Source organism: Pseudomonas sp. LPB4.O (assembly GCF_038383825.1).
GTDB lineage: Bacteria > Pseudomonadota > Gammaproteobacteria > Pseudomonadales > Pseudomonadaceae > Aquipseudomonas > Aquipseudomonas putida.
This window is the reverse complement of sequence record NZ_CP151298.1, coordinates 4,738,395-4,764,105: the sequence shown is the minus strand read 5'-3', so window position 1 is coordinate 4,764,105 and position 25,711 is coordinate 4,738,395. Positions and strand designations below refer to the sequence as shown.

Here is a 25,711-nt window from a genome sequence, read left to right as displayed (position 1 = left end):
CTGCTCCTACAAGGTCATGCGCAGTCCCTGTAGGAGCAGCCTTGTGCTGCGAATGGGCTGCAAAGCGGCCCCCGTCAATCTCAAGCCTTGTTCAAGGCCTGGGCAGCAGCCAGCACGGCATCCACATGCCCCGGCACCTTCACCCCACGCCATTCCTGGCGCAGCACACCGTTCTTGTCGATCAGAAAAGTGCTGCGGTCAACGCCCATGTATTCCTTGCCGTACAGCTTCTTCAGCTTGATCACGTCAAACAGCTGGCACAGGGCCTCGTCCTTGTCGCTGATCAGCTCGAACGGGAAGCCTTGCTTGGCCTTGAAGTTCTCGTGCGACTTGATGCCATCGCGCGATACCCCGAACACCACGGTGTTGGCTGCGGCAAAGGCGTCGTGCTGGTCACGGAACCCCTGGCCTTCGGTGGTGCAGCCCGGCGTGCTGTCCTTCGGGTAGAAGTACATCACCACTTGCTGGCCTTTGAGCTCGGCCAGGCTGACGGTTTGCCCGCTGGTGGCCTGGGCCTGGAAGTCGGCAACGGGTTGGTCGAGTGCTACAGCCATGGTCGGTTTCCTTACATTGGGTTCTGTGGACGCCAAGGCTCGATCAGCGCATCGAGGTTCAGGGCGTCGGCAAAGTCCAGGAACTGGTCACGTAGCCAGCTGATCTGGGTGCCGGCCGGCAAGATCACCGTGAATTGGGCGTTGAGCATGCTGCTGCCGGTCTGCGGCGCCAGGTAGGTGTCGCAGGTCATGGCTTCAAGCTCGACGCGGTGGTCGAGGAAGAACTGGCACAGCTCGTTGATGATGTCCGGGCGGTAGGCGGCGCTGACATAAGCCACGTACGGCAGGGCCTGCGGGCGCACTTCCTGGTCGGCGCTGCGCACTACGTCCAGGGTCAGGCCGTGCTTCTTGCCCAGGCCCGGCAGGGTGGATTCGAGGCGCGCCAGGGCGTCCCAGCTGCCGCCCACTTGCAGCACCAGGGCGCTGGTCTCGCCATGGCGGCTCAGGCGCGAGGTGACCACCGCGCAGCGGTTTTCGAAGGCGGCGCGGCTGAGGACGTTGGCCAGCTCCATGGGATTCGGTCCCAGGGCACTGATGACAAGGAATTGTTCGCGAACAGTGGTGGGGGTGGACATGCAGCATTCCTAAAGCGATGAGCGGTCGGTGCAGGACGGTCAAAAGCCTCCTGTCGGCAGGGCCCGGGGCTCGCATGCGAGGTCTTGGACGCTGGCGGGGAGCAAGGTCGACGGCCCGGCGGGCCGCGCTGCACCGATCAAAGGGTCAAGGGTAGCGAAATAAGGCGCCGAGGGGAATGCTCCGCCCGCCTGCTTCGCTTGTGCAAGGTCGATGCCCCCAGTACCATTACCGCTCTCTTTTTCCGGCAGGAGCAGTTACATGATTGCGGGCAGTATGGTGGCATTGGTCACACCCATGGATGCACAAGGGCGTGTTGACTGGGGCAGCCTCGACAAACTTGTAGACTTCCACCTGGAAAACGGCACCCATGCGATCGTCGCTGTCGGCACCACCGGTGAGTCCGCCACACTGGATGTCGAAGAGCACATCCTGGTCATCAAGCACGTGGTCGAGCGCGTCAAGCGCAGCAGCCGCAGCGTACCGGTCATCGCTGGCACCGGTGCCAACTCCACTGCCGAAGCCGTGCACCTGACCCAAAACGCCAAGAGCGCCGGTGCCGACGCCTGCCTGCTGGTCGTGCCTTATTACAACAAGCCGACGCAAGAAGGCCTGTACCAGCACTTCAAGCACATTGCCGAAGCCGTCGACATTCCGCAGATCCTCTACAACGTACCCGGCCGTACCTCCTGCGACATGCAGGCCGAGACCGTGATTCGCCTGTCGACCGTGCCGAACATCATCGGCATCAAGGAAGCCACCGGCGACCTGGTCCGCGCCAAGGCAATCCTCGATGGCGTCAGCAAAGATTTCCTCGTCCTGTCCGGCGATGACCCGACTGCCGTCGAGCTGATCCTGATGGGCGGCAAGGGCAATATCTCCGTTACTGCCAATGTCGCCCCCCGCGAAATGGCCGACCTGTGCGAGGCCGCCCTTGAGGGCAATGCCGAGAAGGCCCGCGCAATCAACGAAAAACTCATGCCCCTGCACAAAGACCTGTTCTGCGAAGCCAACCCGATCCCTGTGAAATGGGCGCTGGTCGAAATGGGCCTGATGCACAAAGGCATTCGCCTGCCACTGACCTGGCTGAGCGAAAGCTGCCACGAAAAAGTCCGTACTGCCTTGCGCCAGTCCGGCGTACTGGTTTAAGAGGAAGTACACCGCATGAAGCGACTGGCTGGTCTTTCCGCCCTTGCCCTGATTATCTCCAGCACCAGTGGGTGTGGTTGGCTGTGGGGCGAGGATGGCTATTTCCGCGACCGCGGCAGCGATTACCTGCAGGCGCACCCGACCGCGCCGATGCAACTGCCGCCGGACGCTAGCAACGTCAAACGCCTTGACCCGCTGCTGCCGATCCCGCGTAACGTCGCTGACGACAACGTCGCTGGCGAGTTCGAAGTGCCGCGCCCGCAGCCGCTGACCGGTGGCGCCGCTCAGGTAACCGACTACAGCCTGCAGCGCAGCGGCAGCAGCCGTTGGGTACTGGCCCAGCATTCGCCTGCCGAGGTGTGGCCAGTGGCCCGCCAGTTCTTCGAGGACAACGGCTTCCGTATTGCTGAAGAGCGCCCGCAGACCGGTGAATTCAACACCACCTGGCAGCGTTTCGACGAACTGTCGGCATCGCTTGGCCAGCGCCTGGCCAGCACCGCCAGCAGCGGTGACAGCGAAGTGCGCGTCCGTGTGCGCATGGAGCCTGGCGTGCAGCGCAACACCTCCGAGGTGTACGTGGTCAGCGTCGAGCGCCCGGCCGGCAGCACTGCCGAGCCAGGGTTCCCGTCCACGTCCAGCAACACCGGCGCCGATGCCCTGCTGGTCGACGAAATGCTTGCCAGCATGAACCGCAGCGCCGAGAAAGGCGGTTCGGTGTCGCTGTTGGCCGCGCGCGATTTCGACGCGCCAAGCCGCGTCAGCCTGAGCGAAGACGGCAGCGGTAACCCGGTGCTGTACCTGGGCTCCGACCTGGATCGCGCCTGGTCTGGCGTGGGCCGTGCCCTGGAGCAGGGTGGCGAGTGGCGTGTCGAAGACATCAACCGCAGCCTGGGCCTGTACTACATCAACCTGTCGGAAAAGCCTGATGACAAGCAGAACCAGCCTGGCTTCTTCGGCCGCATGTTCGGCAGCGAGCCGACCAAGGAAGAGCGTGAAGCCCGTGCCGAGCGCTATCAGGTTCGCCTGAGCAAGGTGGGTGAGAGCGTGCAGGTCACGGTCGAGAAAAACATCAACACCGTGGCTCCGGCCGATGTCGCCCGCCGCGTGCTGAGCGCCATTCAGGACCACCTGGGCTAAGTGCGCTTCGCGGTACTCGGAAGCGGCAGCCAAGGGAACGGCACGCTGATCGCCAGTGGTGACACGTTCATCCTGGTTGATTGCGGCTTTTCCCTGCGTGAAACCGAGCGGCGCCTGGCGCTGCTCGGCGTTTCGGCGGCCCAGCTCAGCGCGGTACTGGTCACCCACGAACATGCCGACCACGTGCATGGGGTCGGCTTGCTGTCACGGCGCTACAATGTACCGGTCTACCTCAGCCAAGGGACGTTGCGCGGCATGCGCAAGCCGGTGGAGGTGGCCGGTTTTCTCGCGTGTGGCCAAAGCCTGCGTATCGGCAGCCTGGAAGTGACCGCAGCGCGGGTCGAGCACGACGCCTACGAGCCGCTGCAATACGTGATCAGCGACGGCCAGCGGCGCTTCGGCATGCTGACCGACCTGGGCTCGTACGACGCGCTGTTGCTGGAGCGTTATCAGGGCCTGGATGCACTGCTGATCGAGGCCAACCACTGCCGCGACCTGCTGGCACGCGGTCACTACCCGGTCTTCCTGAAGCAGCGGGTAGGTGGCATGCAAGGGCATTTGAACAATCACCAGGCCGCGCGCCTGGTGCACGAGTTGGGCTGGAGCAACCTGCAACACCTGGTGCTGGCCCACCTCAGCAGCAAGAACAACCTGCCACACTTGGCCCGCCAGTGCTTCGTCGACACCTTAGGGTGCGACCCGGACTGGCTCCAGGTGGCGAATCAGGAACACGGGCTCGACTGGCGCGAAATCGCCTAGCCCAACACCTCAAGCAAGCGGAGCCCAATCATGGAAAAACGCGACGAACTCTACCGCGGCAAGGCCAAATCGGTTTACAAGACCGACGACGCCGACCGCTTGATCCTGCTGTTCCGTAACGACACTTCGGCGTTCGACGGCAAGCGCATCGAACAACTCGACCGCAAAGGCACGGTGAACAACAAGTTCAACGCCTTCATCATGCAGAAACTGGAAGAAGCCGGCGTGCCGACCCAGTTCGACAAGCTGCTGGGCGACAACGAGTGCCTGGTGAAGAAGCTGGACATGATCCCGGTCGAATGCGTAGTGCGCAACTACGCCGCCGGTAGCCTGGTCAAGCGCCTGGGCGTGGAGGAGGGCATCAAGCTGGAGCCGTCCACCTTCGAACTGTTCCTGAAGAACGACGAGAAGGGCGACCCCTTCATCAACGAATCCCACGTTGTCGCGTTCGGCTGGGGCACCGCCGAGCAGCTGGTCGAAATGAAAAAGCTGTCGCTGAAGGTCAACGAGGTGCTGACCAAGTTGTTCGATGACGCTGGCCTGCTGCTGGTCGACTTCAAGCTGGAGTTCGGCGTATTCCACGGCCAGATCGTGCTGGGCGACGAGTTCAGCCCGGACGGCTGCCGCCTGTGGGACAAAGAAACCCGCAAGAAGATGGACAAGGACCGCTTCCGTCAGGGCCTGGGCGACGTGATCGAAGCCTACGAAGAAGTTGCCAAGCGCCTGGGCGTGCCTCTGTAATCGGCGCGTTCACGCAAGCGCCTGATACCACGCGATTTTTTTTAAAAAAAGGTTTGCGTTTTAAAAGAACGCTGGTATGATGCGCGGCATTGGAGAGATGCCGGAGTGGTCGAACGGGACGGATTCGAAATCCGTTGTACTGGCAACAGTACCTAGGGTTCAAATCCCTATCTCTCCGCCATACAAGATAAAGCCCCTGGAAGCGAAAGCTTTCAGGGGCTTTTTCGTTGTGCCTTACTTTTTCATCATTCCCAATTCAGCATCATCCAGCAGCGCCTTGGCCATCGCGCTGAGGTAGTGCGAGGCCCAGATCAGTTTCTGGTCGCCGTCCATCAGGCCGGTGATGATCAGGTCGCGCACGTACCCCATCAGTTCGGAAGCCTGTTCGCGGGCTTCCTGGCAGGGGATGCCGGGTTCGATGCGGAACAGCGGGTGGGTGTTGTTTTCGCCTTGGTAGAAGCAGGTCTTGCCGACTGTGGTGGGTTCTTGTGTGTTGTCGGTGGGCATTGATTTGTTTCCCTGGGTTCTGGGTTGCCTGGGCTGGCCTCTTCGCGGGTGAACCCGCTCCCACAGGTGCTGTGCAGTGCCTGAGGGCGGAGATAACCCTGTGGGAGCGGCTTTAGCCGCGAAGAGGCCTGGCCTGCTAGTGCAAGGTGTACGGCTCAGTGGGTAAATGCGGCCGCATCTGCAATTGCATCAATGCCGACTCGACCAGGCTCTGGACCGCCTCCATTTCATGGATCACGGCCTGCATCACAATCGAGCTGTGGGCGGTAGGCTTGAGTTGCACGGACTGGCGGGCGACGGACAGGGCGCAGAGGACGTACTCTGAGGACTGGACCAGGGTGTCTTGCAGGGCTTGGGTGGAATCGAGGGAGTAGGGGGGATCAGGGACCATCTTGCGCATACACATCTCCAGGATCATTGGAGCTGCCGCAAGCTTGCTGTCAAACAAGAGGGTGGCAGCTGTACATGGGTTGACAGACCGAGGATCCCGGAGTAACTCGGCGCACACGACGGTGCCCCACGTACAGCCGCCATAAACAGTGCACGTGTGCGGGAAATCGTCGGCCTGTCAAAGCCGGCCGTTGATTTTGCAACGACAAGCCGAGACTAGAGCGCGACCGGATCCGTCGCAACAGTTTGAGCGGGTTGCCAGTATGTTTGGGAAACGCCCTACAAGGAAGGGAATAATTCTGAGTTCAAGCTGTAGGACGGGGGCTGATTTGCAGCGCAGAAGGGCAAACGCTACCGAAATCTACTAATAGATAGCGAAAATCGCTAGACTTCGCTATCTATTGCTATAACCGTTCTCTGGAGGCAGCCCATGGACCCGTACCGCAACCCTTTCGCACCCGGCGCCGGCAGCAGACCGCCTGAGCTGGCAGGCCGCGATGTGGTGCTTGAGCACGCGCGCGTTTCGTGTGGGCGGGCTATCAACGGGCGCAGCGCGCGCTCCATGATGCTGCTTGGCTTGAGAGGGACTGGCAAAACGGTGCTCTTGAACGAAGTCGGGAAAATTGCAGAGCAAGCGGGCTTGCTGGTCTCCAAGGTCGAGTCGCCGGAAGAGGAAAGCCTTGCGCGCCTTCTTTACCCGGAAATGCGCAAGGTCATGCGCTCTCTGTCCACCGTGGAAGCCGCCAAGCAAATTGCAAATCGGGGGCTGAAGGGCCTGCGTGGCTTTGCCTCCATCTTCAAGATCGATATCGCCGGTGTGGAAGTGGGTGTAGAGCCAGAGCCCGGCCTTGCGGACAGTGGCAATCTTCAATACGACCTGCCAGACCTGTTCAACGTTATCGGGCGTGCGGCCCAGGCCGCAGGCAAAGGCTGGATTCTGTTGATCGACGAAGTCCAGTACCTGGGTGAAGCCGATCTCAGGGCCCTGATTGTCTCCATGCACAAAATGTCTCAGGAAGGCCTGCCGGTGCTGCTTGTGGGTGCCGGGCTGCCTCAGGTCGCGCGGTTGGCAGGTGAGGCGAAATCCTATGCAGAGCGGCTGTTCCTGTATCCGGAAATCAATGCACTTGATGCCGATGCTGCTGCCCAGGCCGTGCTCAAGCCGATCCTGGACGAGGAGGCATCCATTGCAGAGGCCGCCTTGCAAGAGATTGTCGTGCGTACCAAGGGCTATCCGTTCTTTTTGCAAGAGTGGGCGTCCACGGCGTGGAACTGTGCCGAGGGGCCAGAGATATCGCTGGATGATGTCGTTCAATCCTACTCGGAAACCCTGGCTTTGCTGGATGCAGGTTTCTTCAGGGTGCGTATCGACCAGTTGACACCCAGCGAAGTGCTTTTCGTCAGAGCCATGTCGGAGCTTGGCGATGGGCCTTATGCGGTAGGTGATATCGCCAAGGCCATGGGCCGAACCCAATCGTCACTTGGCCCCACAAGAGCCAAGGTCATCGCCAAAGGCATGGCGTACAGCACCGATCATGGTGTGCTGGATTTCACCGTACCGCTTTTTGCAGAGTTCATGCGTCGCCAGAGTTGACCACAAACTGTGCCGGGCCTTGCTCAGCGCATCGCCGCCAACTTGATACCAAACCCTATCAGACAAGCCCCCGCCAGCCGCTCGAACAGGCTGCTGATTCGTGGGTTGGCGCGCATGCGTTCAGCCAGCTGATGGGTCAGCACCACGGCAATCAGCCCATACGCGAAGGTCACCACCGCCACCGTCGCAGCCATGAAACCGAACGTCACCAGCCCCTGGTGCTTCACCGGGTCGACGAACAGCGGGAAAAACGCCATGTAGAACATGATCGCCTTGGGGTTGAGCAGGGTGATCATCATGGTCTGGCGCAGGTACTGGCCGTTGTCCATGCGGCAGGCGTGGGCAGCGCCACCGGGTTTGCTCAGGAGCATGCGCAGGCCCAGGTAAGCCAGGTACGCAGCACCGGCCCATTGCACCATGTGGAAGGCCGTGGGGTAGGTGGCCAGCAGGGTGGCGACACCGGCTACCGCCAGCCACAGCAGCACCTGGTCACCCACGATCACCCCAAGTGTCGCGGCCAGGCCAGCCTTGATACCGCCCTTGCCGGTGGCGGTGATCAGGGCGAAATTGCCTGGGCCGGGGATGGCCAGCAGAATGATGAAGGCGATGACGAATGCGCCGTAGTCGGTAACGCCGAGCATGGTGAGTTCCTGTTGGGCAATACGAAGGCAGTGCCCTGAACTATCGTCGGCGAAGGCGCGCTTTACAACCTGTTGTTGCACAATTGCAACGAACTTGTGCCAGGTACGACTTGGATCCAATGGGAGGAGTCTGTATCATCCCGCGGCCATCAGACGATGGTCGAAGATGATTCATTTAAAGGACTTAGTATGAAAAAGCTGTTCAAGGCCACCGTAGCCGTTGCCGTTGTTTCGGGTGTTGCCCTGCTGTCGGGTTGCACTGGCCAAGTTTACAACCAACCGAAAAACTGCACTTACGACTACCTGTTCCACCCTTCGGTTTCCATCTCCAAGATCATCGGTGGCTGCGGCCCGATCGATAAACTGCCTCAGCAGCAGTAATCTTGGCGGTACCCTGATCGCGACGCTTGCGACGGGATCCAGGGCCCCCGGTCATGTAAATGGCCGGGGGCTTTTGTTTGTGGGCCACTTACCAGCGCAGCGACACGGTTCCCAGCAGCGTGCGCTCTTCACCCCAGTAGCAACGGCCGGCGTTGTTGCAGCCTGCCACATACTCTTTGTCGAACAGGTTGCGGGCGTTGACTTCGACCGACCAGTTTTCGTCGATTTCATAGCCCACCTTGGCATCCACCAGCGTCACGTCACCGGTATCCAGCTTGCCGTACAGGCTTGCCGGGGTATAGGCGAAGGTACTGTCGAAGTGGCGTACGCCGCCCCCGATCTGCAAGCCTTTGAGCAGGCCGTCACGGAAGCGATACGTGCTCCACACCGACGCCTGGTTGCGTGGCACGCCGGTCATCTGGTGGTCTTCATACAGCGACCCGGCCACGTCCTTGGTAATGCGCGAATCGGTGTAGGTGTAGGCAGCGGTGAGGTTGAGGTTTTCGCTCAGGTCGCTGTTAAGTTCCAGCTCCACGCCCTTGGCCCGGCTGGCACCGATCTGGCGGTAGTCACCCACGGCGGAATCGAACAGCACATCGTCCTTCTTGCGCAGGTCGTACACCGATGCGGTGAAGGCGGTGTTCCAGCCTTTGGGCTCGTACTTGATACCCACTTCGTACTGCTCGCTGGTGGTCGGGTCCAGCGGGCCGCTCTTGCTTTCGGTCTGTTGGGTAGGGGCAAAGGCGGTGGAGTAGCTGAAGTACGGCGACAGGCCGTTCTCAAACTGGTACATCACCCCGGTCTGCCAGGTGAACTTGCTGTCCCAACTGTTCATGTCGGCTTGTGCGTTAAGGGTGCCGGCTTTGTTGCGGAACTGGCTGTTGACCCGGTCCAGTCGCCCGCCCAACAGCAGTACCCAGTTGTCGACCTTGGTTTGCAGCTGGCTGTAGAGGCCGTACATGGTCTGATCGAGCAAGGCGTTCTGCACATGCAGGGGCGTGCTTGGCTTGCCGTTCCAGACCGGGTCGAACACATTGATGGTGCCGCCATTGCCCGCGTCCCAATCCTGGTTGAACGATGTGCGGTCCAGGCTTGCCCCCACCAGGAAGGTATGGTCGAACGCGCCGCTGCTGAAGTGGCCTTCGAACTGGTTGTCCAGCGAGTAGGCGATGGACTTGTTGTAGCGGTCGTACGCGGTGTTGCTCAGGGTGGTGCCGAAGCCGCCGTTGTTCAGGCTGCCTGGCCACATTTCCTGGCGGTCGATGCGCGACTGCAGGTAGCGCGAGTTCTGGCGGAACTGCCAGGTGTCGTTGAAACGGTGGCTGAACTCGTAGCCCAGGCTCCAGGTTTCCCGTTCGAAGTTGTCCCAGTCCGGGTTGCCGGACAGCTGGTCCTTGTCGATCTTGCCGTTGGGGTTGTGCAGCAGGGTGCCGGCGGCCGGGTAACCGAGCTCCATCAAGGTGCGGTCGCGCTGGTAGGTGGCCAGCACGGTCAGGCTGTTGAAGTCGTCGAAGTTCAACGTCAGCGATGGCGCGATGTACATGCGGTCGTCGGGCTGATGGTCGACCTGAGTGTCAGACTTGCGCCCCAACATCACCAGGCGGCCGAGAACATTGCCCTCATCGGTTAGCGGGCCGGAAACGTCGACACCCAACTGGCGGCGGTTGTGCGAGCCATAGCTCATTTGCACTTCGCCGCGCGCGTCGGCAGTAGGCCGTTTGCTGACCAGGTTGACCACGCCACCCGGGGCGTTTTCGCCATACAGGATCGAAGTCGGGCCGCGGAACACTTCCACCCGCTCCAGGCCGTAGGGCTCGCTACTGGTGTCATACCGGTTGCCCTGCACCCGCAGGCCATCGCGCAGCAGGCCATAGCCATAGTCGGTGGCGTTGAAGCCACGGATGAAGAACAGGTCACCCGCTTGGCCGTCACCGCCGGCAAACGGCGGGGAGAAAATGCCTGGGACATAGCCCAGCACCTCGGTAAGGGTTTGCGATTGCTGGTCATCCATGCGCTGGCGGGTTACCACCGAAACCGAGCGCGGGGTGTCAGCCAGGGCGCTGCTGGTTTTGCTGGCGGTGGCACTGGCGACGGCGCGGTAGCCGCTATCGCCCTGGCCGTTGCTGGCGACCAGGGTAGCGGCGCTGATCGACGTGGCATCCAGTTGCAGGGCGGTGCCATCGGCAAGCGGTTGCAGCACATAACCCGTGCTGCCTTGGGGCACGGCTTGCAGGCCGCTGCCCTGTAGCAGCCGGGCCAGGCCTTGGGCGACGCTGAAGCGGCCTTGCAGCCCCAGGCTGGTCTTGCCGGCGGCCAGTTCGTTGCTGCCGGCCAGGTAGATACCGGCCTGGCTGCTGAACTGGTTGAGGGCGCTGGTGAGCGAGCCGGGTGCGATGTTGAAGCGGGTTTCGGCGCTGGCCGACTGTTCGGCGTGGGCCTGGCTGGCGGGTAACAGCAGTGGGGCGGCGGCACACAGCGAGAGCGGCGCGGCAAGTGCCAGGCGAAGCGCGGGGTGGAAGGGCGTCGGCATGCTGGTCTCTGGGATCGAAAGGGTGAGTTGGGAGGGCTATGCCGGGTTAACCGAACGAGCTTGGAAAAAGGGAACTGGTTTGGCAGATTTTTTTATGCGTTGGCGCGGATGTACGTGGGTAGCACCATCACTCAGGCTTCCGCGTCCCTGTGTAGGAGCAGCCTTGTGCTGCGAAGAGGCCACTGCAGCCAAAGATAATCTTTAGCCTTACCGGCCTCTTCGCAGCGCAAGGCTGCTCCTACAGGGCTTGTGTTTGCCTTGAAACAGGTGCCAATCAGGCAGGCTCGACTGTGACCCACCACGGCGTCAGCCGCTGCACCCGCACCGGCAACGCGGCTTGCAACAAGGCCAGCGCGCGGTCGGTATCGTTGAGCGGGAAGGCGCCCATCACCGACAGCTTGGCGACATCCGGGTGCCAACCCAGGTGCCCGTGGCGATAGCGCCCCAGCGTTTGCAGCAAATGCGCCAATGGCATGTCTTCGGCATTGAGACGGTGATAAATCCACGACTCGCCGGCGCTTTGGGCTGGGCGGGTGTTGCTGATTGCCTGAGCGCTGAAGTCCACCTGCTGGCCTGCTGGCACGATGCAGCGCTCGCCGTTTTGAGCCGTGCACACCTCGACAGCGCCGGCGTATACAGCCAGCCGGGTATTTTCGCCCAGCTGGCAAGCTGCAAAGCGTGTTCCCAGCGCCTGCATGCGCCCTTGCGCAGTGTCGACGAAGAACGGGCGGCGCGGGTCGTGGGCAGTTTCCACCAGCAGCTCGCCAAAGCGCAGCCGCAGTACCCGGCTGAGGGTGGAAAACTCCATGTCCACGGCGCTCTGCGCCCCCAGCCACAACTGGCTGCCATCGGCCAGCCGGGTTTGGCGAGTTTCACCGATGCCGGTGGCCATGTCGGCATCCCAGCCCGACAACGGGGCACCGTGCCACGCCCGCCAGCCAAGCAGCGAGCTGGCGCCAAGCACCAGCAGCGACTTGAGCCCGGTGCGCCGGCTGAAGCGACGCGCGTCGTGCTCACGCAGTGCCCGGCCCGCAGCGGCGCCTTCGGCCTGCAACGGGGCAAAACGCTGGCCGACCCGTTGCACATAGTGCCAGGCCGCCTGATGGTCGCCGTGCTGGTCAAACCAGTGTCGCCACTGCGTGTGCAACTGCGGTGCGGCGTTTTCGTCCTGTAACTGCACGTACCAGTGCGCGGCCTGCTGCAGGCTGACGTGGCTGAGTTTTTGCGCGGGCGCGGTCATGGCGTCACTCCACCAGCAAGCCGTCGAGTTCGGCTTCAAGAATGGCGCAGTGCAGAAACGCCTGGGCCAGGTACTTCTTGATCATGCGTTCGCTCACGCCAATGTGCGCGGCGATATCGCGGTAGGCCAGGCCATCGATCTGCGCCAGCAGGAATGCCTGGCGCACCTTGCTCGGCAAGCGCAGCAACATGGCGTCCACCTCGTGCAGGGTCTCGACAATGATCGCGCGCTGTTCGGGGGAGGGTTGCAACGCCTCGGGCTGCAAGGCCAATTGCTGCAACCAGGCCTGTTCCAGCTTTTGCCGGCGCCAATGGTCGACGCACAGGCCGCGGGCGATGGTCGCCAGGTACGAGCGTTCGCCGCGGTCGCCGTCAAACTGCCGTGGGCGCTTGAGGATGCGCACGAAGGTGTCCTGCACCAGGTCGGCGGCATCGCAGCGGCTGCCCAGCCGGCGGTACAGAAAGCCGAGCAACCAGCGCGAGTGGCTGTGGTACAGGGTATGGAGCGAGGTGTTCAACTCTGGGATCGAAACCACGGCGGCATCCGGCGCGAGCGCACACTGGTGCGAATGAGAAATGATCGCAATGTTAGGGGCGCCGGAAAAATACTGCAATCACTGCACAGCGTGCGGGTATCCCCTGGGACAACCCGTCACCTTGACGCGAGGACCGGCAATTTGTTTGCGCTGGCATTTCGGATACAATCAGAAAAACGATTCAGCCCTGTCGGTCAATTCGACAAAAGGCCGAGTCGTTTTCTGGTTCTCTGGCTGCCGAACAATGATCAACAACAAGCCTGCGCTGAAGAACACGGAACACCTGGGCCAGCCACAGGCCCTCCCTCCGTTCTCCTGACTGGAATAGATCAATGTTCAAGAAAGCTGGCAAGACCTTGCTGGGTCTGGCTGTCGCTGCGAGCTTCATGCAAGCGCACGCCGCAGAAACCAAAAAAGTAGACGTGCTGCTGGTCGGCGGCGGCATCATGAGCTCCACCCTGGCTGTGTGGCTGCACGAGCTGGAGCCAAGCTGGTCGATGGAGATGGTCGAGCGCCTGGACGGCGTGGCTGAAGAAAGCTCCAACGGCTGGAACAACGCCGGTACCGGCCACTCCGCGCTGGCCGAGCTGAACTACACCCCGGAAGACAAAGACGGCAACGTCAATATCTCCAAGGCCATCGAAATCAACGAAGCCTTCCAGATTTCCCGTCAATTCTGGGCCTGGCAGGTTCGCCAGGGCGTGCTGAAGAACCCGCACTCGTTCATCAACACCACCCCGCACATGAGTTTCGTGTGGGGCGATGACAACATCAAGTTCCTGAAAAAGCGCTATGACGCGCTGCAAGCCAGCCCGCTGTTCCGCCCGATGCAATACTCCGAGGACCACGCGCAGATCGCCAAATGGGTCCCGCTGATGATGGAAGGGCGCGACCCGAACCAGAAACTGGCCGTGACCTGGACGCCAATCGGCACCGACGTCAACTTCGGCGAGATCACCCGCCAGATGGTTGGCCACCTGAAGACCCAGGACAAGTTCGACCTGAAGCTGTCCAGCGAAGTGCAGGACATCACCCGCAACAAGGACGGCTCCTGGCACGTCGAGTACAAGAACCTGAAGGACGGTACCGAATCGGCTACCGACGCCAAGTTCCTGTTCATCGGTGCCGGCGGCGGCGCGCTGAAGCTGCTGCAGAAGTCGGGCATTCCTGAAGCCAAGGAATACGCAGGCTTCCCGGTGGGCGGCTCGTTCCTGGTGACCGAGAACCCGACCATTGCCATGCAGCACATGGCCAAGGCGTACGGCATTGCCTCGACTGGCGCGCCACCCATGTCGGTGCCGCACCTGGACACCCGCGTGCTGGACGGCAAGCGCGTGATCCTGTTTGGCCCATTTGCCACCTTCTCGACCAAGTTCCTGAAGAACGGTTCGTACCTGGACCTGCTGAGCAGCACCACCACCCACAACGTGTGGCCGATGACCAAGGTCGGTATCGAGCAGTACCCGCTGGTGGAGTATCTCGCTGGCCAGCTGATGCTGTCTGACGATGACCGCTTCGAAGCCCTGCGCACCTACTTCCCGAATGCCAAGAAGGAAGACTGGCGCCTGTGGCAGGCCGGCCAGCGTGTGCAGATCATCAAGCGTGATGCCGAGAAGGGCGGCGTGCTGAAGCTGGGCACCGAAGTGGTCGCGTCCGAAGACCGTACCATTGCCGGCCTGCTGGGTGCATCGCCAGGTGCTTCGACTGCTGCGCCGATCATGCTGACCGTGCTGGAAACCGTGTTCAAGGAAAAGGTCGCTACCCCAGAGTGGCAGGCCAAGATCAAGCAGATCGTGCCGAGCTACGGCACCAAGCTGAACGATTCGGCGGCGGCCACCCAGAAAGAGTGGAACTACACCGCTGAAGTACTGCAGCTGGAGAAACCGCCAGTGATCGACGCCAGCGTCGATTTCGGTGGCGCGGCCAGCGAGCCGGTTGAAAGCAAGCCTGAGAACGACATGGCGCTGTAATCGGCCATTGTCGTGAAAGAAGCCACGGGGGAAACCTCGTGGTTTTTTTTTGCCTGTTCGGGCCTTTGCGCGGCGGTTCTACGCATTGATGGGCCCACGGGTTCATCACTATCCCCAGGGGCCTGCGGCAAAAATCATCTCTGGCGCAGGATGCACTCCAGCAGCCCGGGAAAACGCTCGCCCAGCATTTCGCTGCGCAATGAATTCATATGGGTCGTCCCCACATTGCGGGTATGCACCAACCCCGCATCACGTAGCACGCGGAAGTGGTGCGACATGCTCGACTTGGGCCGCCCCCCGTCCAGCTCGCCACAGCTGGCCTCGGCAACGCCGGCCAGGTGGCGGACGATTTCCAGGCGCACGGGGTCGCTGAGCGCATAGAGCAGGCGTTCAAGGATCAGGTCTTCAGCGTTGGGGTGTTTATAGGCTCGCATGGCCGACATGATAACGGGGGTTTCACTAATTGCCATAGTTCGATTATGATCGAACAACAGTATTCAAATGAACCCGGAGTTTCCCATGTCCGCCCTGTTCGAACCCTACACCCTCAAAGACGTCACCCTGCGTAACCGCATCGCCATTCCGCCGATGTGCCAATACATGGCCGAAGACGGCATGATCAACGACTGGCACCACGTGCACTACGCTGGCCTGGCCCGTGGCGGTGCCGGTCTGCTGGTGGTCGAGGCCACTGCGGTGGCACCGGAAGGGCGCATCACCCCCGGTTGTGCCGGTATCTGGAGCGATGCCCACGCCCAGGCTTTCGTACCGGTGGTACAGGCCATCAAGGCTGCAGGTTCGGTGCCGGGCATCCAGATCGCCCACGCCGGGCGCAAGGCCAGCGCCAACCGCCCGTGGGAGGGTGACGACCACATTGCCGCCGACGACGCGCGTGGCTGGGAAACCATCGCCCCGTCCGCCATTGCCTTTGGCGCGCACCTGCCGAAAGTGCCACGCGAAATGACGCTGGGCGACATCGCCCGGGTCAAACAGGATTTCGTCGATGCCGCCCGCCGCGCGCGTGATGCCGGCTTCGAGTGGATCGAGCTGCATTTTGCCCATGGCTACCTGGGCCAGAGCTTCTTCTCCGAGCACTCCAACAAGCGGACCGACGCCTACGGTGGCAGCTTCGACAACCGCAGCCGCTTCCTGCTGGAAACCCTGGCCGCGGTGCGTGAAGTATGGCCAGAAAACCTGCCGTTGACCGCGCGCTTTGGTGTGCTGGAATACGATGGCCGCGACGAGCAGACCCTGGAAGAGTCGATCGAACTGGCGCGCCGCTTCAAGTCAGGCGGCCTGGACCTGCTGAGCGTGAGTGTCGGTTTCACCATTCCCGAGACCAACATCCCGTGGGGCCCGGCGTTCATGGGGCCGATTGCCGAGCGTGTGCGCCGTGAGGCGAAGCTGCCGGTGACTTCGGCGTGGGGCTTTGGCACACCGCAGCTGGCTGAGGCCGCGTTGCAGGCCAACCAGCTGGACCTGGTTTCGGTAGGGCGTGCGCACCTGGCCGACCCGCACTGGGCGTACTTTGCCGCCAAGGAGCTGGGGGTGGAGAAAGCCTCCTGGACCTTGCCGGCGCCGTATGCGCACTGGCTTGAGCGCTATCGCTGAGAATGCCGGGGCTGCTGCGCAGCCCATTCGCGGCACAAGGCCGCTCCTACAGGATAGCGTGCTCTTTGTAGGAGCGGCCTTGTGCCGCGAATGGGCCGCACAGCGGCCCCCGAATCTAGAACCGATCCAGACGGTAGGCTGCCGTCCCAGGCCCACCAACCTGCTCAGCCAACCGCCCCACCCATTCCGCCGTCACCGCCGCCTGGGTCAACCCCAGGTGCTGATGCCCAAACGCCAACAGCACCCGCCCATCACACACCCTGTCGATCACCGGCAACGAGTCCGGTAACGAAGGCCGGAAGCCCATCCACGGCGTCGCCCCTTCGACGCTCAAGTCTTGCCGGAACAACCCCTTGCTCAACCGGTGCAACTGCCAAGCCCGTTGCATGCTCGGCGGTGCCTCCAGCCCGGCGAACTCCACCGTGCCAGCCAGGCGCAAGCCTTCGGCCATGGGCGTCATGATGAACTTGCGCTCCAGCGAGGTGACTGCAAACGGCAGGCGCTGGTGTTCACCCGGCAACATCAGGTGATAACCGCGTTCTGTGTCCAGCGGCACCCGCTTGCCCGTCAGCGCGGCGGTCAGTTTCGCAGAATGGGCACCACAGCTGATCAGCACCTGGCGGGCATTGAGCGTGCCCTGGTCGCTGGCCAGGCTCACGCCCGCACTGTGCAATTGCCCGCCATCGACCTGCGCCTGAACAAAGCGCACACCGCTGGCCTTGGCCGCTTCGAACAATTCGCACACTACCCGGTAAGGGTCGATGAAGTGCCCGGTGCGCGGAAAGAACAGCCCACCCAGCAGTGACGGGCTCAGTTGCGGCGCCGCCTCGCGCACGGTGTCGGCCGACCAGACGTCCACCGGCACCGCCTGCTGTTGCATGCGGGTGCGCAACGCCTCCAGTGCCTGGCGTGACTCAGGCTTCTCGAACACCAGCAACGAACCATCCTCCTGGAACAGGTCGCTGCGCCCGATCGAGCCCAGCAGGCGCTGCCATGCACCCAGGCTGCCTTCGTTCAGCGTGCGGATTCCGGCCACACTGCGCTGGAACGGGGCGGGGCGCAGGTTGAGCAGCAGGCGTGTGAACCAGGGCATGGCCGTGGGCAGGTACTTCCAGTCCAGGCGCAGCGGGCCCATCGGGTCCAGCAGCATGCGCGGCAAGCGCTTGAGGATCGACAGGTCGGCAATCGGGAACACCTGCTCGGTGGCCAGGTGCCCGGCGTTGCCATAGGACGCCCCATGGCCGGGTGCCTGGCGGTCGACCAATAGCACCCGGCGGCCCTGGCGGGCCAGTTGCAGGGCACAGGCAACGCCGACAATGCCGGCGCCCACCACGGCGATATCGGCTTCAGGGTTTTCGACCATACTCAGCCTTCCCGTTTGCCGTCGAGCAGGCGCCGCAGTTGCAGCGGGTTGCCGTGCTGCAAGGCCTGCGGCAGAAGGGCATTGGGGAAGTCCTGGTAGCACACCGGCCGCAGGAAGCGCAGGATCGCCGCCGTGCCCACCGAGGTCGTACGGGCATCGGAGGTGGCCGGGAACGGCCCCCCATGGACCATGGCATCGCACACCTCGACGCCGGTCGGCCAGCCATTGACCAGAATGCGCCCAGCCTTGCGTTCAAGGGTCGGCAGCAGCGCACGGGCGCGGTCGATGTCGGCATCGTCCAGTTGCAGGGTAGCGGTCAACTGGCCTTCCAGGTGCTCGGCCACTTGGTGTACCTGTTCATCGCTGGCGCACGCCACCACCAGCGACGCCGCGCCAAACATTTCAGCTTGCAACGCCGGGTCGGCGAGGAAGGCTTCGGCTTGGGTGACGAACAATTGCGCCTGGCATTGGTTGGGGCCTTGCCCGGCCTGGCCGCTGGCTGCAGCCTGGGCATTGGCGTTTTCTGCCAAGGCACCGACACCGGCTTGGTAAGCACTGAAGATGCCCGGGGTGAGCATGGTTTGCGCAGCGGCCTGGCGCACGTGCTCGCTGGCAGCGTCGATAAACCGCTGTAACGCTGGCCCTTGCGGGGCAATCACCAGCCCGGGGTTGGTGCAGAACTGGCCGGCACCTTGGGTCAACGAGGCGACGAAGCCTTGCGCCAACGTTTCGGCACGGGCTTGCAGGGCCGCCTCGAACAGGAACACCGGGTTGATCGAACTCATTTCGGCGTATACCGGGATCGGCTCCGGGCGGGCCTGGGCCGCCTGGCACAGCGCGATACCACCGCTGCGTGAGCCGGTAAAGCCAACGGCCTTGATGCGCGGGTCGCTGACCAGCGCGATGCCGACTTCACGGCCGGAACCGTACAACAGCGAGAATACGCCGGCCGGCAAGCCGCACAGCTTCACCGCTTGCGCCACCGCCTGGCCGACCAGTTCGCTGGTGCCCGGGTGGGCGCTGTGGGCCTTGACCACCACTGGGCAGCCAGCCGCCAATGCCGATGCGGTGTCGCCACCGGCCACCGAGAAGGCCAGCGGGAAATTGCTGGCGCCGAACACGGCTACCGGCCCCAGGGCCACCTGGCGCTGGCGCAGGTCGGCGCGCGGCAAGGGCTGGCGTTCTGGCTGGGCGTTGTCGACCCGCACATCCAGCCATTCACCGGCCCGCACTACCCGGGCGAAGGTTCGCAGTTGGGTACAGGTGCGGCCACGCTCGCCCTGGATACGCGCCTTGGGCAGACCGCTTTCGGCCACGGCGCGGTCAATCAGGGCATCGCCCAGCGCTTCGATCTGGGTGGCGATGGTTTCGAGGAATTGTGCCCGTTGTTCGAGCGTGGTTTCGCGGTAGCCATCGAACGCCGCCCAGGCCAGGGCGCAGGCTTGGGCCACGTGTTCGCCGGTGCCGCCCAGGTAGGCCGGTTCCAGCGGCTGGCCGGTGGCCGGGTCGATGGCGCGGATGGCTTCGCGGCTGCCGGTTACCGGCGTCTGGCCGATCAGCATGTTGCCGGTGAGGGTCATGTATCCTCCTTGTGGATCAAATTCGGGTATCAAGGTAAACCGCAACCCCTGTAGGAGCGGCCTTGTGCCGCGAAGGGCTGCAAAGCAGCCCCAGCAATTTGTGTGTCTGCGCTGAAATGCTGGGGCTGCTTTGCAGCCCTTCGCGGCACAAGGCCGCTCCTACAAGGGCCCAAGCAGGGCTTTGGTCAGGCGATGTTCTGCTCGGCCGACCAGCTGGCGTACCAGTTGCGGAACAGCGCGTACTGCTGTTCGGCATAGTTGCGCTGGGCATCGGTCAGCAGGTCGGTTTCGTTGAAGTGCAGGCTGTACTCGCTGTCGCCGTTCAGCACCATCAGGTGCTTGTAGTACAGCACCAGGTCGCAGCCTTCATCGAACGACGACAGCACCGCCAGCGCCGCTTCCAGCTCGCGCGCCAGGCGGCGGGCCTTGGCGTCGCCCTTGGCCGCCTGCTTGCTCAGGCTTACCAGGTGCAGCACCTCGCGGGGCAGGGCGTTGCCGATACCGGTGATGGCACCGGTGGCGTTGCAGTTGACGAAGCCATGCACCACCTGGGTGTCCACGCCGACCATCAGGGTCACGTCGTCATCCTTGGAGGTGATGTGTTCGGCGGCGTAACGCAGGTCGGCGCCACCACCGAATTCCTTGAAGCCGATCAGGTTGGGGAATTCGCGGCGCAGTTCGAAGAACAGGTCGGCGCGGGTGGCAAAACCGTAGTAGGGGCTGTTGTAGATCACCGCTGGCAGCTTGGGCGCCGCCGCGAGGATGGCCGAGAAGTGGTGTTTCTGGGCGATCAGCGAAGCGCCGCGGCTGAGCACGCGAGGGATGACCATCAGGCCGGCGGCGCCCACTTCGGCGGCGTGGGCGGCATGCGCTACCGCTTCACGGGTGTTTACCGCGCCGGTGCCGACAATGGTCGGAATGCCGGCGGCCACCAGGCGCGCCACGCCTTCCTGGCGCTCGGCCTCGGTCAGCAGCGGCCAGTCGCCCATCGAGCCGCAATACACCACAGCGCTCATGCCGGCCGCGATCAGTTCACGGCCCTTGCGCACCAGGGCGTCGAAGTCCGGCTTGCGTTCGGCGGTGCACGGGGTCATCAGGGCGGGCATGGTGCCGGTGAAGATGTTGTTGGTCATTGTTGTCACTCCTCGCAGTATTCAGTCGGAAAAAGGCGGGGTCAGATGCCCCAGGCGAACGGGTCCTGTTCGTCGATCAGCAGGGTGCTGTCGGCGGTCATGTAGGCGCGGCCGGTGATGAACGGGCGAATGTGGTCGCCGTCGCGCTCGTAGCGGCCATGGAACTGGCTGCCGGTGATGCTGGCCTGTACCCAGGTCTGGCCTTCGGCAAGCTTGCCGTCGGCGGCCAGGCAGGCCAGCTTGGCGCTGGTGCCGGTGCCGCACGGGGAGCGGTCGTAGGCCTTGCCGGGGCACATCACGAAGTTGCGGCTGTCGGCGTTGGCGTCGTCGGCAAACAGCTCGACGTGGTCGATAGGCGCGCCGTTTTCGCCGGTGATGCCCTGGGTTTCGAGGGCCTTGAGCATGGCCCAGGTGTACTCGGTCAGCGCCTCACGGTTGGCCAGCTCGATACGCTGGCCGTGTTCGGAAACCAGGAAGAACCAGTTGCCGCCCCAGGCGATGTCGCCGCGCACCACGCCGTGGCCGGGCACGTCCACCGCTACCTGTTGGCGGTAGCGGTAGGAGGGCACGTTGCCGATGGTGATGGCGCCGTCTTCATGCAGGGTGGCGCTGACCTGGCCGACCGGGGTGTCGATCTTGTGCACACCCGGTGCGATCAGGCCCAAGTGCTGCAACGAGGCGACCAGGCCGATGGTGCCGTGGCCGCACATGTTCAGGTAGCCGGCGTTGTTGAAGAAGATCACCCCGCAGGTGGCGTTGGCCGACATCGGTGGGCAATACAGCGCGCCGACCAGCACATCGTTGCCGCGTGGCTCCAGCAGGCAGGCACGGCGCCATGGGTCGTGCAGCTCGCGCAGTTCGTCGCGCTGTTCGGCCATGCTGCGGCCGCGCAGTTGCGGGAAGCCCTTCATCACCAGGCGGGTTGGTTCGCCGCCAGTGTGGGAGTCGATGACGTGTATCTGTTTCATGGGCTTGTCCCTTGCGTAAAAGATCAGGAAGCGACGGCGGCAGGGCGGCGGGTATAGGTTTCAGCGGCGGCTTCGCTTTCGTCTTCACCTTCCAGGCGCACCAGGTGGGCAGGCACGCCAGTCGCGGCGCCCCAGTAGTAGATGCCCAGCGCGCAGGCGGCCACAGCCACGGTGTCGAACGGGTGGCCGAGCACCCCCAGGCCGCCGAAGCTGCCCAACCACGACAGCAGGATGGTCACCGCGTAGAAGCCGATCAGCCATGCCGACGAGCGTACTTGCTGGGCCAGCGACAGGTGTTGGGTGGGTACGAAACGGCTGCACAGCAGGTACAGCACGAACATCACGATTTGCAGGGCCAGCAGCCACGACACGGTGTTCCAGCCCGACCAGTACACGATCAGCGCGGCGATGATGAACGACAGCGGGCCGAGCACCGCCATGCCCTTGACCCGGAACGGGCGCGGCATGTCTGGTGCATTGCGGCGCAGGGCGGCGACGGTGACCGGGGCGACGGCGTAGCTCAGTACCAGGGCAGCCGATACCACGTTGATCAGCGCTTCCCACGAGGGGAACGGCAGGGTCCAGAACACCGACAGGCCAAACGTCAGCCACAGGGCCGGGCGCGGGATGCCGGATTCTGCATCGATGCGGGTGAAGTACTTGAAGAAGGTGCCGGTCTGCGTCCAGCCATAGATCACCCGCGGGGTGGCGTTCATGTAGATGTTGCCGCAGCCGCTGGGCGAGATCACGGCGTCGGCCACCACCAGGTAGGCCAGCCAGCCCACACCCAGGGCCAGGGCGATGTCACGGTAGGGCAGGGCCAGTTCCTTGGTCACGCTGGCCCAGCCGTTGGCCAGCATTTCGGTGGGCACGCTGCCGAGGAAGGCCAGTTGCAGCAGGGCGTAGATCGCGGTGGACAGCAGCACCGACAAAATCAGTGCGATAGGGATGGTGCGCTGTGGGTTCTTCACCTCGCTGGCCACCGAAATGATCGGCGTCAGGCCCAGGTAGGCGAAGATGATGCCGCCTGCCGACACGGCCATTTCCACCCCGGACAGGCCGAACGGGGCAAAGCCCTGGACCTCGAAGTTTTCTGGTTTGAAGAAGGTGAACAGCACGCCGATTACCAGCAGCGGCACGATGAACTTGAACACGCTGACCAGGTTGTTGGCCTTGGCGAAGGTTTTCACGCTGCGGTAGTTGAGGAAGAAGAACAGCCCCAGCAGGGCGAACTGCACCAGCCAGCCGAGCACGGTCGGGTCGCTGGAGCCGGCCTTGGTGAGCCCGGGGAACCAGGCAGCGGCGTATTGGCGTGAGGCGACCACTTCGATGGCGATCAGGCTGGAAAAGGCGATCAGGGTGATGAAACCCATCAGGTAGCCGAGCAGTGGGCCGTGCGAGTAAACCGGGTAGCGCACTACGCCACCGGCACGTGGCAGGGCGGCGCCCAGTTCGCAGTAGACGATGCCCAGCAGCAGTACGGCGAACCCGCCGAGGAACCAGGAGAGGATGCCGGCCGGGCCGGCGATGGCCGACACGTGGCTGGCGGCGAACAGCCAGCCGGAGCCGAAAATGGCCCCTAGGCCGATGAAGGTGAGGTCCAGCAGTGATAGCTGTTTTTTGAATTTGCCTGACATGGGTTCGCCTTTTTGTTGGTTATTGGATAGGCAGGTCTGATGTCACGAGATGCGGCTTTTTGGGCCGCGCTCTTGTAGGACTTGGGCGGCTTGCGTGGGGCATAGAGTGAACCGGTCGGGGCGACGGTTCTTGATGGTTTTCTGCAGGGGGGATGACGAAATCGGCACAGTTGCAAAAAAAGCTGGTGGCCAGGGTGGGCTGGTAGATAGGCTGTAGGCCATACCGGATAAGGGTTTGAGAGATGCAGCGCCAGTGCTGGCCTCTTCGCAGCACAAGGCTGCTCCTACAAGGACCGCATGGCTATCAAGGCATGTAGGAGCAGCCTTGTGCTGCGAAGAGGCCCGCCCAGCAAACCGAGATAGAGAAGATGACCAACACCCCCCTGGCAACCCTCTACCAGTCTCTCGACCAGCACCGCCCCGCCACCCTCGAGGCCCTGCTTGCCGGTGTGTCGCTGCTGCTGCCGATCCTCGACGCCATCCCCAACGCCGCCATCTTCATCAAGGACCCGGCTGCCCGCTATGTGCTGGCCAACAACACCCTGGTCCAGCGCTGTGGCCTCAAGCGCCTGCAACCGTTGCTGGGCAAGACCAGTGCCGAGGTATTCCCGGCACAGCTCGGCCCCGGCTACACCGAACAAGACCGCCGGGTGCTCAAGGAAGGGATGGTGCTGGAGGACCAACTGGAGCTGCACCTGTACGGCAGCCGTGAACCCGGCTGGTGCCTGACCCACAAGCGCCCGCTGTACAACCAGGCGGGCGAGATCATCGGCCTGGTCGGCATTTCGGTCGACCTGCAATCAGCCGCCGACAGCCACCCCGCCTATCAACGCCTGGCCGCGGTGGACGAGCACATTCGCCAGCACTTTCACCAGCCGATCAGCATGGGCGAGCTGACCCGCATCGCCGGTATTTCCGTGGCCCAGCTGGAGCGCTACTGCAAGCGGGTGTTCCACCTCACGCCCCGGCAGATGATCCACAAGGCACGCCTGGAGCACGCCCACCGCCTGTTGCATTCGGACCTGCCCATCACGGACGTGGCGATGCGCTGCGGCTACACCGACCACAGCGCCTTCAGCCGCCAGTTCAAGCAACTGACCGGCTTTACCCCGCGGCAGTACCGCCAGGCCACCAGCGATCAGGTGGCTTGAAACAGCACCTTGGCCTCGGCGAAGCACTGTTCGGCAATCGCCGAGCGCGGCTCGCTGCGGCGCAACAGCAGGCCGACCGGGCTGTGGATGGCGGCGTCGGCCACCGGCAAGATGCGCAGGTGCTCGCTGAGGTCTTCCAGGCCGCAGTCCAGCGGCATGATCGCGCAGCACATGCCGGTGTTGATGGCCTGGATCAGCTGGAAGGTCGAGTCGCTTTCCAGCACCGCATTCGGCTCCAGGCCGCGGCTGCGGAAGCTCAGGTCCAGAGACTGGCGGTAGTGCATGCCTTTGCTCAGCAGGCCCAGTGGTATGTCGCTGAGTGCATCCCAGCGCAGCGGGTCGCTGGCGAACTGGAAGTGCCGGGTGTCGTGCAGCAGGCCCATGGTGGTGGTGCCCAGTTCGATCACTTCAAAGAAGCTGGTGTTGACCTGGTCCAGGTAGCAGATACCCAAGTCGAGCTGGTTGCGGCTGAGCCCGTCGATGACCTGTTCCGAGCTCAGCGAGCTGAGCTGAAAGTGCAGTTCGGGGTATTTTTCGCGCAGCGGCAGCAGCAGGTGCATGGGGTTGAAGCTGGCCAGCGGCACGGTGCCCAGGCGCAGGCTGCCGACCACCTGGCCGCGGCAGCTGGCAGCCTCGGCCTGCAGGCCGTCGTGGGCGGCGAGCAGGGTGCGGGCCCAGGCCAGGATGCGCTCGCCGGCCTCGGTAAAACCTTCGAAGCGCTGGCCACGCTTGACCAGCACCAGCTCCAGTTCGTCCTCCAGGTTGCGCAGGCGCATGGACAGCGTCGGCTGGGTGATATGGCACAACGCCGCCGCCTGGCCGAAATGGCGGGTCTGGTCGAGGGCGATGAGGAACTTGAGCTGCTTGATGTCCATGAAAGTGCCTGGCGTCTGGTTATGCAGACCTTAACCCACGTCTGCGATAGATGTCATTGATCGCCCGGTACGCCATATTGATTGGACGCCCTCGGGCCGTGCCTCTAGCGTGGCGACAATGCCATTCAAGGAGCTTTACCGTGCGCGTCCAACCCGATGCAGTCTTCGTACCGCTGAACATCGCCGTGCTGACCGTCAGCGACACCCGTACCTACGACAACGATACCTCTGGCGAGCTGCTGGCCAGCCGTTCGGTAGAGATCGGCCACCGGCTGGTGGCGCGGGCGCTGCTCAAGGACGACCTGTACAAGATCCGCGCCCAGGTGGCGACCTGGATTGCCGATGAGCAGGTGCAGGTGGTGCTGATTACCGGCGGCACCGGCTTTACCGGGCGAGACAGCACGCCGGAGGCCGTCGAATGCTTGCTGGACAAGCGCATCGATGGTTTTGGCGAGCTGTTCCGGGCGTTGTCGATTCTGGATATCGGCACCTCGACCGTGCAGAGTCGGGCGTTGGCCGGGTTGTCCAACAGAACGTTGGTGTGCTGCCTGCCTGGCTCTACCGGGGCCTGCCGTACCGCGTGGGAGGGTATCCTGGCCGAGCAGCTGGATGCCCGGCATCGGCCGTGCAATTTCGTCAAACACCTGTTGCCGATCGAGGCCTGCGCAAGCCGGGGCTGATGCTACTCCTGT

At 63.2% G+C, this 25,711-nt stretch carries 25 protein-coding genes and 1 tRNA gene; 11 read left to right on the top strand and 15 right to left on the bottom strand.

Features of this window, described 5'->3' with window-relative positions; translation table 11 throughout:
• Window positions 1-80: 80 nt before the first annotated feature.
• Both MRBLPB4O_RS21525 and MRBLPB4O_RS21520 read right to left on the bottom strand, forming a co-directional pair.
• Entirely contained in the window at window positions 81-554 is a 474-nt protein-coding gene (locus MRBLPB4O_RS21525; RefSeq protein WP_197898984.1) for a peroxiredoxin, read from the bottom strand.
• A gap of 11 nt (window positions 555-565) precedes the next feature.
• Entirely contained in the window at window positions 566-1,129 is a 564-nt protein-coding gene (locus MRBLPB4O_RS21520) for a glycine cleavage system protein R (protein ID WP_016488638.1), read from the bottom strand.
• Between the two features lie 259 nt (window positions 1,130-1,388).
• On the opposite strand from MRBLPB4O_RS21520, the gene dapA reads away from it, so the two are divergent.
• From dapA to MRBLPB4O_RS21495, 5 genes are all read left to right on the top strand, one after another.
• Window positions 1,389-2,276, top strand: coding sequence for a 4-hydroxy-tetrahydrodipicolinate synthase (gene dapA, locus MRBLPB4O_RS21515; RefSeq protein ID WP_341796549.1), 888 nt, complete (start codon window positions 1,389-1,391; stop codon window positions 2,274-2,276).
• A gap of 15 nt (window positions 2,277-2,291) precedes the next feature.
• Complete coding sequence (gene bamC, locus MRBLPB4O_RS21510) at window positions 2,292-3,413, top strand: outer membrane protein assembly factor BamC (protein ID WP_016498341.1); 1,122 nt, start codon at window positions 2,292-2,294, stop codon at window positions 3,411-3,413.
• Window positions 3,414-4,172, top strand: coding sequence for an MBL fold metallo-hydrolase (locus MRBLPB4O_RS21505; RefSeq protein WP_016488635.1), 759 nt, complete (start codon window positions 3,414-3,416; stop codon window positions 4,170-4,172).
• A gap of 30 nt (window positions 4,173-4,202) precedes the next feature.
• Complete coding sequence (gene purC / locus MRBLPB4O_RS21500; protein WP_016498342.1) at window positions 4,203-4,913, top strand: phosphoribosylaminoimidazolesuccinocarboxamide synthase; 711 nt, start codon at window positions 4,203-4,205, stop codon at window positions 4,911-4,913.
• A gap of 91 nt (window positions 4,914-5,004) precedes the next feature.
• Window positions 5,005-5,094 (top strand) — tRNA-Ser (locus MRBLPB4O_RS21495).
• Window positions 5,095-5,147: 53 nt separating this feature from the next.
• Here the strand turns inward: MRBLPB4O_RS21495 and MRBLPB4O_RS21490 are convergent.
• Both MRBLPB4O_RS21490 and MRBLPB4O_RS21485 read right to left on the bottom strand, forming a co-directional pair.
• A complete protein-coding gene (locus tag MRBLPB4O_RS21490; RefSeq protein ID WP_061203443.1) occupies window positions 5,148-5,420 on the bottom strand; it encodes a DUF3077 domain-containing protein in 273 nt (90 codons plus the stop codon).
• 136 nt (window positions 5,421-5,556) lie between these two features.
• Entirely contained in the window at window positions 5,557-5,820 is a 264-nt protein-coding gene (locus MRBLPB4O_RS21485) for a hypothetical protein (protein WP_060519572.1), read from the bottom strand.
• Between the two features lie 420 nt (window positions 5,821-6,240).
• Between MRBLPB4O_RS21485 and MRBLPB4O_RS21480 the strand changes: the two genes are divergently transcribed.
• Window positions 6,241-7,404 carry an ATP-binding protein gene (locus tag MRBLPB4O_RS21480; RefSeq protein ID WP_341796548.1) on the top strand — a complete coding sequence of 388 codons (1,164 nt, stop codon included), beginning with the start codon at window positions 6,241-6,243 and terminating at the stop codon, window positions 7,402-7,404.
• Between the two features lie 23 nt (window positions 7,405-7,427).
• Here the strand turns inward: MRBLPB4O_RS21480 and MRBLPB4O_RS21475 are convergent, their stop codons facing one another.
• Window positions 7,428-8,045 (bottom strand): LysE family transporter, encoded by a 618-nt coding sequence (locus tag MRBLPB4O_RS21475; RefSeq protein WP_341796547.1) that lies wholly within the window; start codon window positions 8,043-8,045, stop codon window positions 7,428-7,430.
• A gap of 189 nt (window positions 8,046-8,234) precedes the next feature.
• Between MRBLPB4O_RS21475 and MRBLPB4O_RS21470 the strand changes: the two genes are divergently transcribed.
• The gene (locus MRBLPB4O_RS21470; RefSeq protein ID WP_003254720.1) at window positions 8,235-8,426 is read left to right on the top strand and encodes a YhfL family protein; all 192 of its coding nucleotides are present in this window, start codon (window positions 8,235-8,237) and stop codon (window positions 8,424-8,426) included.
• Window positions 8,427-8,514: 88 nt separating this feature from the next.
• Here the strand turns inward: MRBLPB4O_RS21470 and MRBLPB4O_RS21465 are convergent, their stop codons facing one another.
• From MRBLPB4O_RS21465 to MRBLPB4O_RS21455, 3 genes are all read right to left on the bottom strand, one after another.
• Entirely contained in the window at window positions 8,515-10,956 is a 2,442-nt protein-coding gene (locus MRBLPB4O_RS21465) for a TonB-dependent siderophore receptor (protein WP_341796546.1), read from the bottom strand.
• Window positions 10,957-11,230: 274 nt separating this feature from the next.
• Window positions 11,231-12,196 (bottom strand): FecR domain-containing protein, encoded by a 966-nt coding sequence (locus tag MRBLPB4O_RS21460; protein WP_341796545.1) that lies wholly within the window; start codon window positions 12,194-12,196, stop codon window positions 11,231-11,233.
• Between the two features lie 4 nt (window positions 12,197-12,200).
• Entirely contained in the window at window positions 12,201-12,731 is a 531-nt protein-coding gene (locus MRBLPB4O_RS21455) for a sigma-70 family RNA polymerase sigma factor (protein ID WP_341796544.1), read from the bottom strand.
• A gap of 332 nt (window positions 12,732-13,063) precedes the next feature.
• Between MRBLPB4O_RS21455 and mqo the strand changes: the two genes are divergently transcribed.
• Complete coding sequence (mqo, locus tag MRBLPB4O_RS21450; RefSeq protein WP_016498351.1) at window positions 13,064-14,701, top strand: malate dehydrogenase (quinone); 1,638 nt, start codon at window positions 13,064-13,066, stop codon at window positions 14,699-14,701.
• 134 nt (window positions 14,702-14,835) lie between these two features.
• Here mqo and MRBLPB4O_RS21445 read toward each other — a convergent pair whose 3' ends face one another.
• The gene (locus MRBLPB4O_RS21445; RefSeq protein ID WP_016488623.1) at window positions 14,836-15,171 is read right to left on the bottom strand and encodes a helix-turn-helix domain-containing protein; all 336 of its coding nucleotides are present in this window, start codon (window positions 15,169-15,171) and stop codon (window positions 14,836-14,838) included.
• A gap of 49 nt (window positions 15,172-15,220) precedes the next feature.
• On the opposite strand from MRBLPB4O_RS21445, the gene xenA reads away from it, so the two are divergent.
• Complete coding sequence (xenA, locus tag MRBLPB4O_RS21440) at window positions 15,221-16,312, top strand: xenobiotic reductase XenA (protein WP_341796543.1); 1,092 nt, start codon at window positions 15,221-15,223, stop codon at window positions 16,310-16,312.
• Window positions 16,313-16,427: 115 nt separating this feature from the next.
• Here the strand turns inward: xenA and MRBLPB4O_RS21435 are convergent, their stop codons facing one another.
• The 5 genes from MRBLPB4O_RS21435 to MRBLPB4O_RS21415 all read right to left on the bottom strand — a co-directional run bounded on the left by MRBLPB4O_RS21435 (window position 16,428) and on the right by MRBLPB4O_RS21415 (window position 22,993).
• Entirely contained in the window at window positions 16,428-17,675 is a 1,248-nt protein-coding gene (locus MRBLPB4O_RS21435; protein WP_341796542.1) for an FAD-dependent oxidoreductase, read from the bottom strand.
• A 2-nt stretch (window positions 17,676-17,677) separates the two neighbouring features.
• A complete protein-coding gene (locus MRBLPB4O_RS21430; RefSeq protein WP_341796541.1) occupies window positions 17,678-19,255 on the bottom strand; it encodes an aldehyde dehydrogenase (NADP(+)) in 1,578 nt (525 codons plus the stop codon).
• Between the two features lie 185 nt (window positions 19,256-19,440).
• A complete protein-coding gene (locus tag MRBLPB4O_RS21425; RefSeq protein WP_341796540.1) occupies window positions 19,441-20,388 on the bottom strand; it encodes a dihydrodipicolinate synthase family protein in 948 nt (315 codons plus the stop codon).
• Between the two features lie 41 nt (window positions 20,389-20,429).
• Entirely contained in the window at window positions 20,430-21,356 is a 927-nt protein-coding gene (locus MRBLPB4O_RS21420; protein WP_341796539.1) for a 4-hydroxyproline epimerase, read from the bottom strand.
• Between the two features lie 23 nt (window positions 21,357-21,379).
• Window positions 21,380-22,993, bottom strand: coding sequence for an APC family permease (locus MRBLPB4O_RS21415; protein ID WP_341796538.1), 1,614 nt, complete (start codon window positions 22,991-22,993; stop codon window positions 21,380-21,382).
• Between the two features lie 368 nt (window positions 22,994-23,361).
• Here MRBLPB4O_RS21415 and MRBLPB4O_RS21410 point away from each other — a divergent pair, with 368 nt between their 5' ends.
• Complete coding sequence (locus MRBLPB4O_RS21410; RefSeq protein WP_341796537.1) at window positions 23,362-24,144, top strand: AraC family transcriptional regulator; 783 nt, start codon at window positions 23,362-23,364, stop codon at window positions 24,142-24,144.
• Here MRBLPB4O_RS21410 and MRBLPB4O_RS21405 read toward each other — a convergent pair.
• Window positions 24,132-25,019 (bottom strand): LysR family transcriptional regulator, encoded by an 888-nt coding sequence (locus MRBLPB4O_RS21405; RefSeq protein ID WP_341796536.1) that lies wholly within the window; start codon window positions 25,017-25,019, stop codon window positions 24,132-24,134. The genes MRBLPB4O_RS21410 and MRBLPB4O_RS21405 overlap by 13 nt on opposite strands.
• Window positions 25,020-25,159: 140 nt before the next feature.
• Here MRBLPB4O_RS21405 and moaB point away from each other — a divergent pair, with 140 nt between their 5' ends.
• Window positions 25,160-25,699: a molybdenum cofactor biosynthesis protein B gene (moaB, locus tag MRBLPB4O_RS21400; protein WP_043204243.1), complete on the top strand. Its 540-nt coding sequence runs from the start codon at window positions 25,160-25,162 to the stop codon at window positions 25,697-25,699.
• Window positions 25,700-25,711 lie beyond the last annotated feature (12 nt).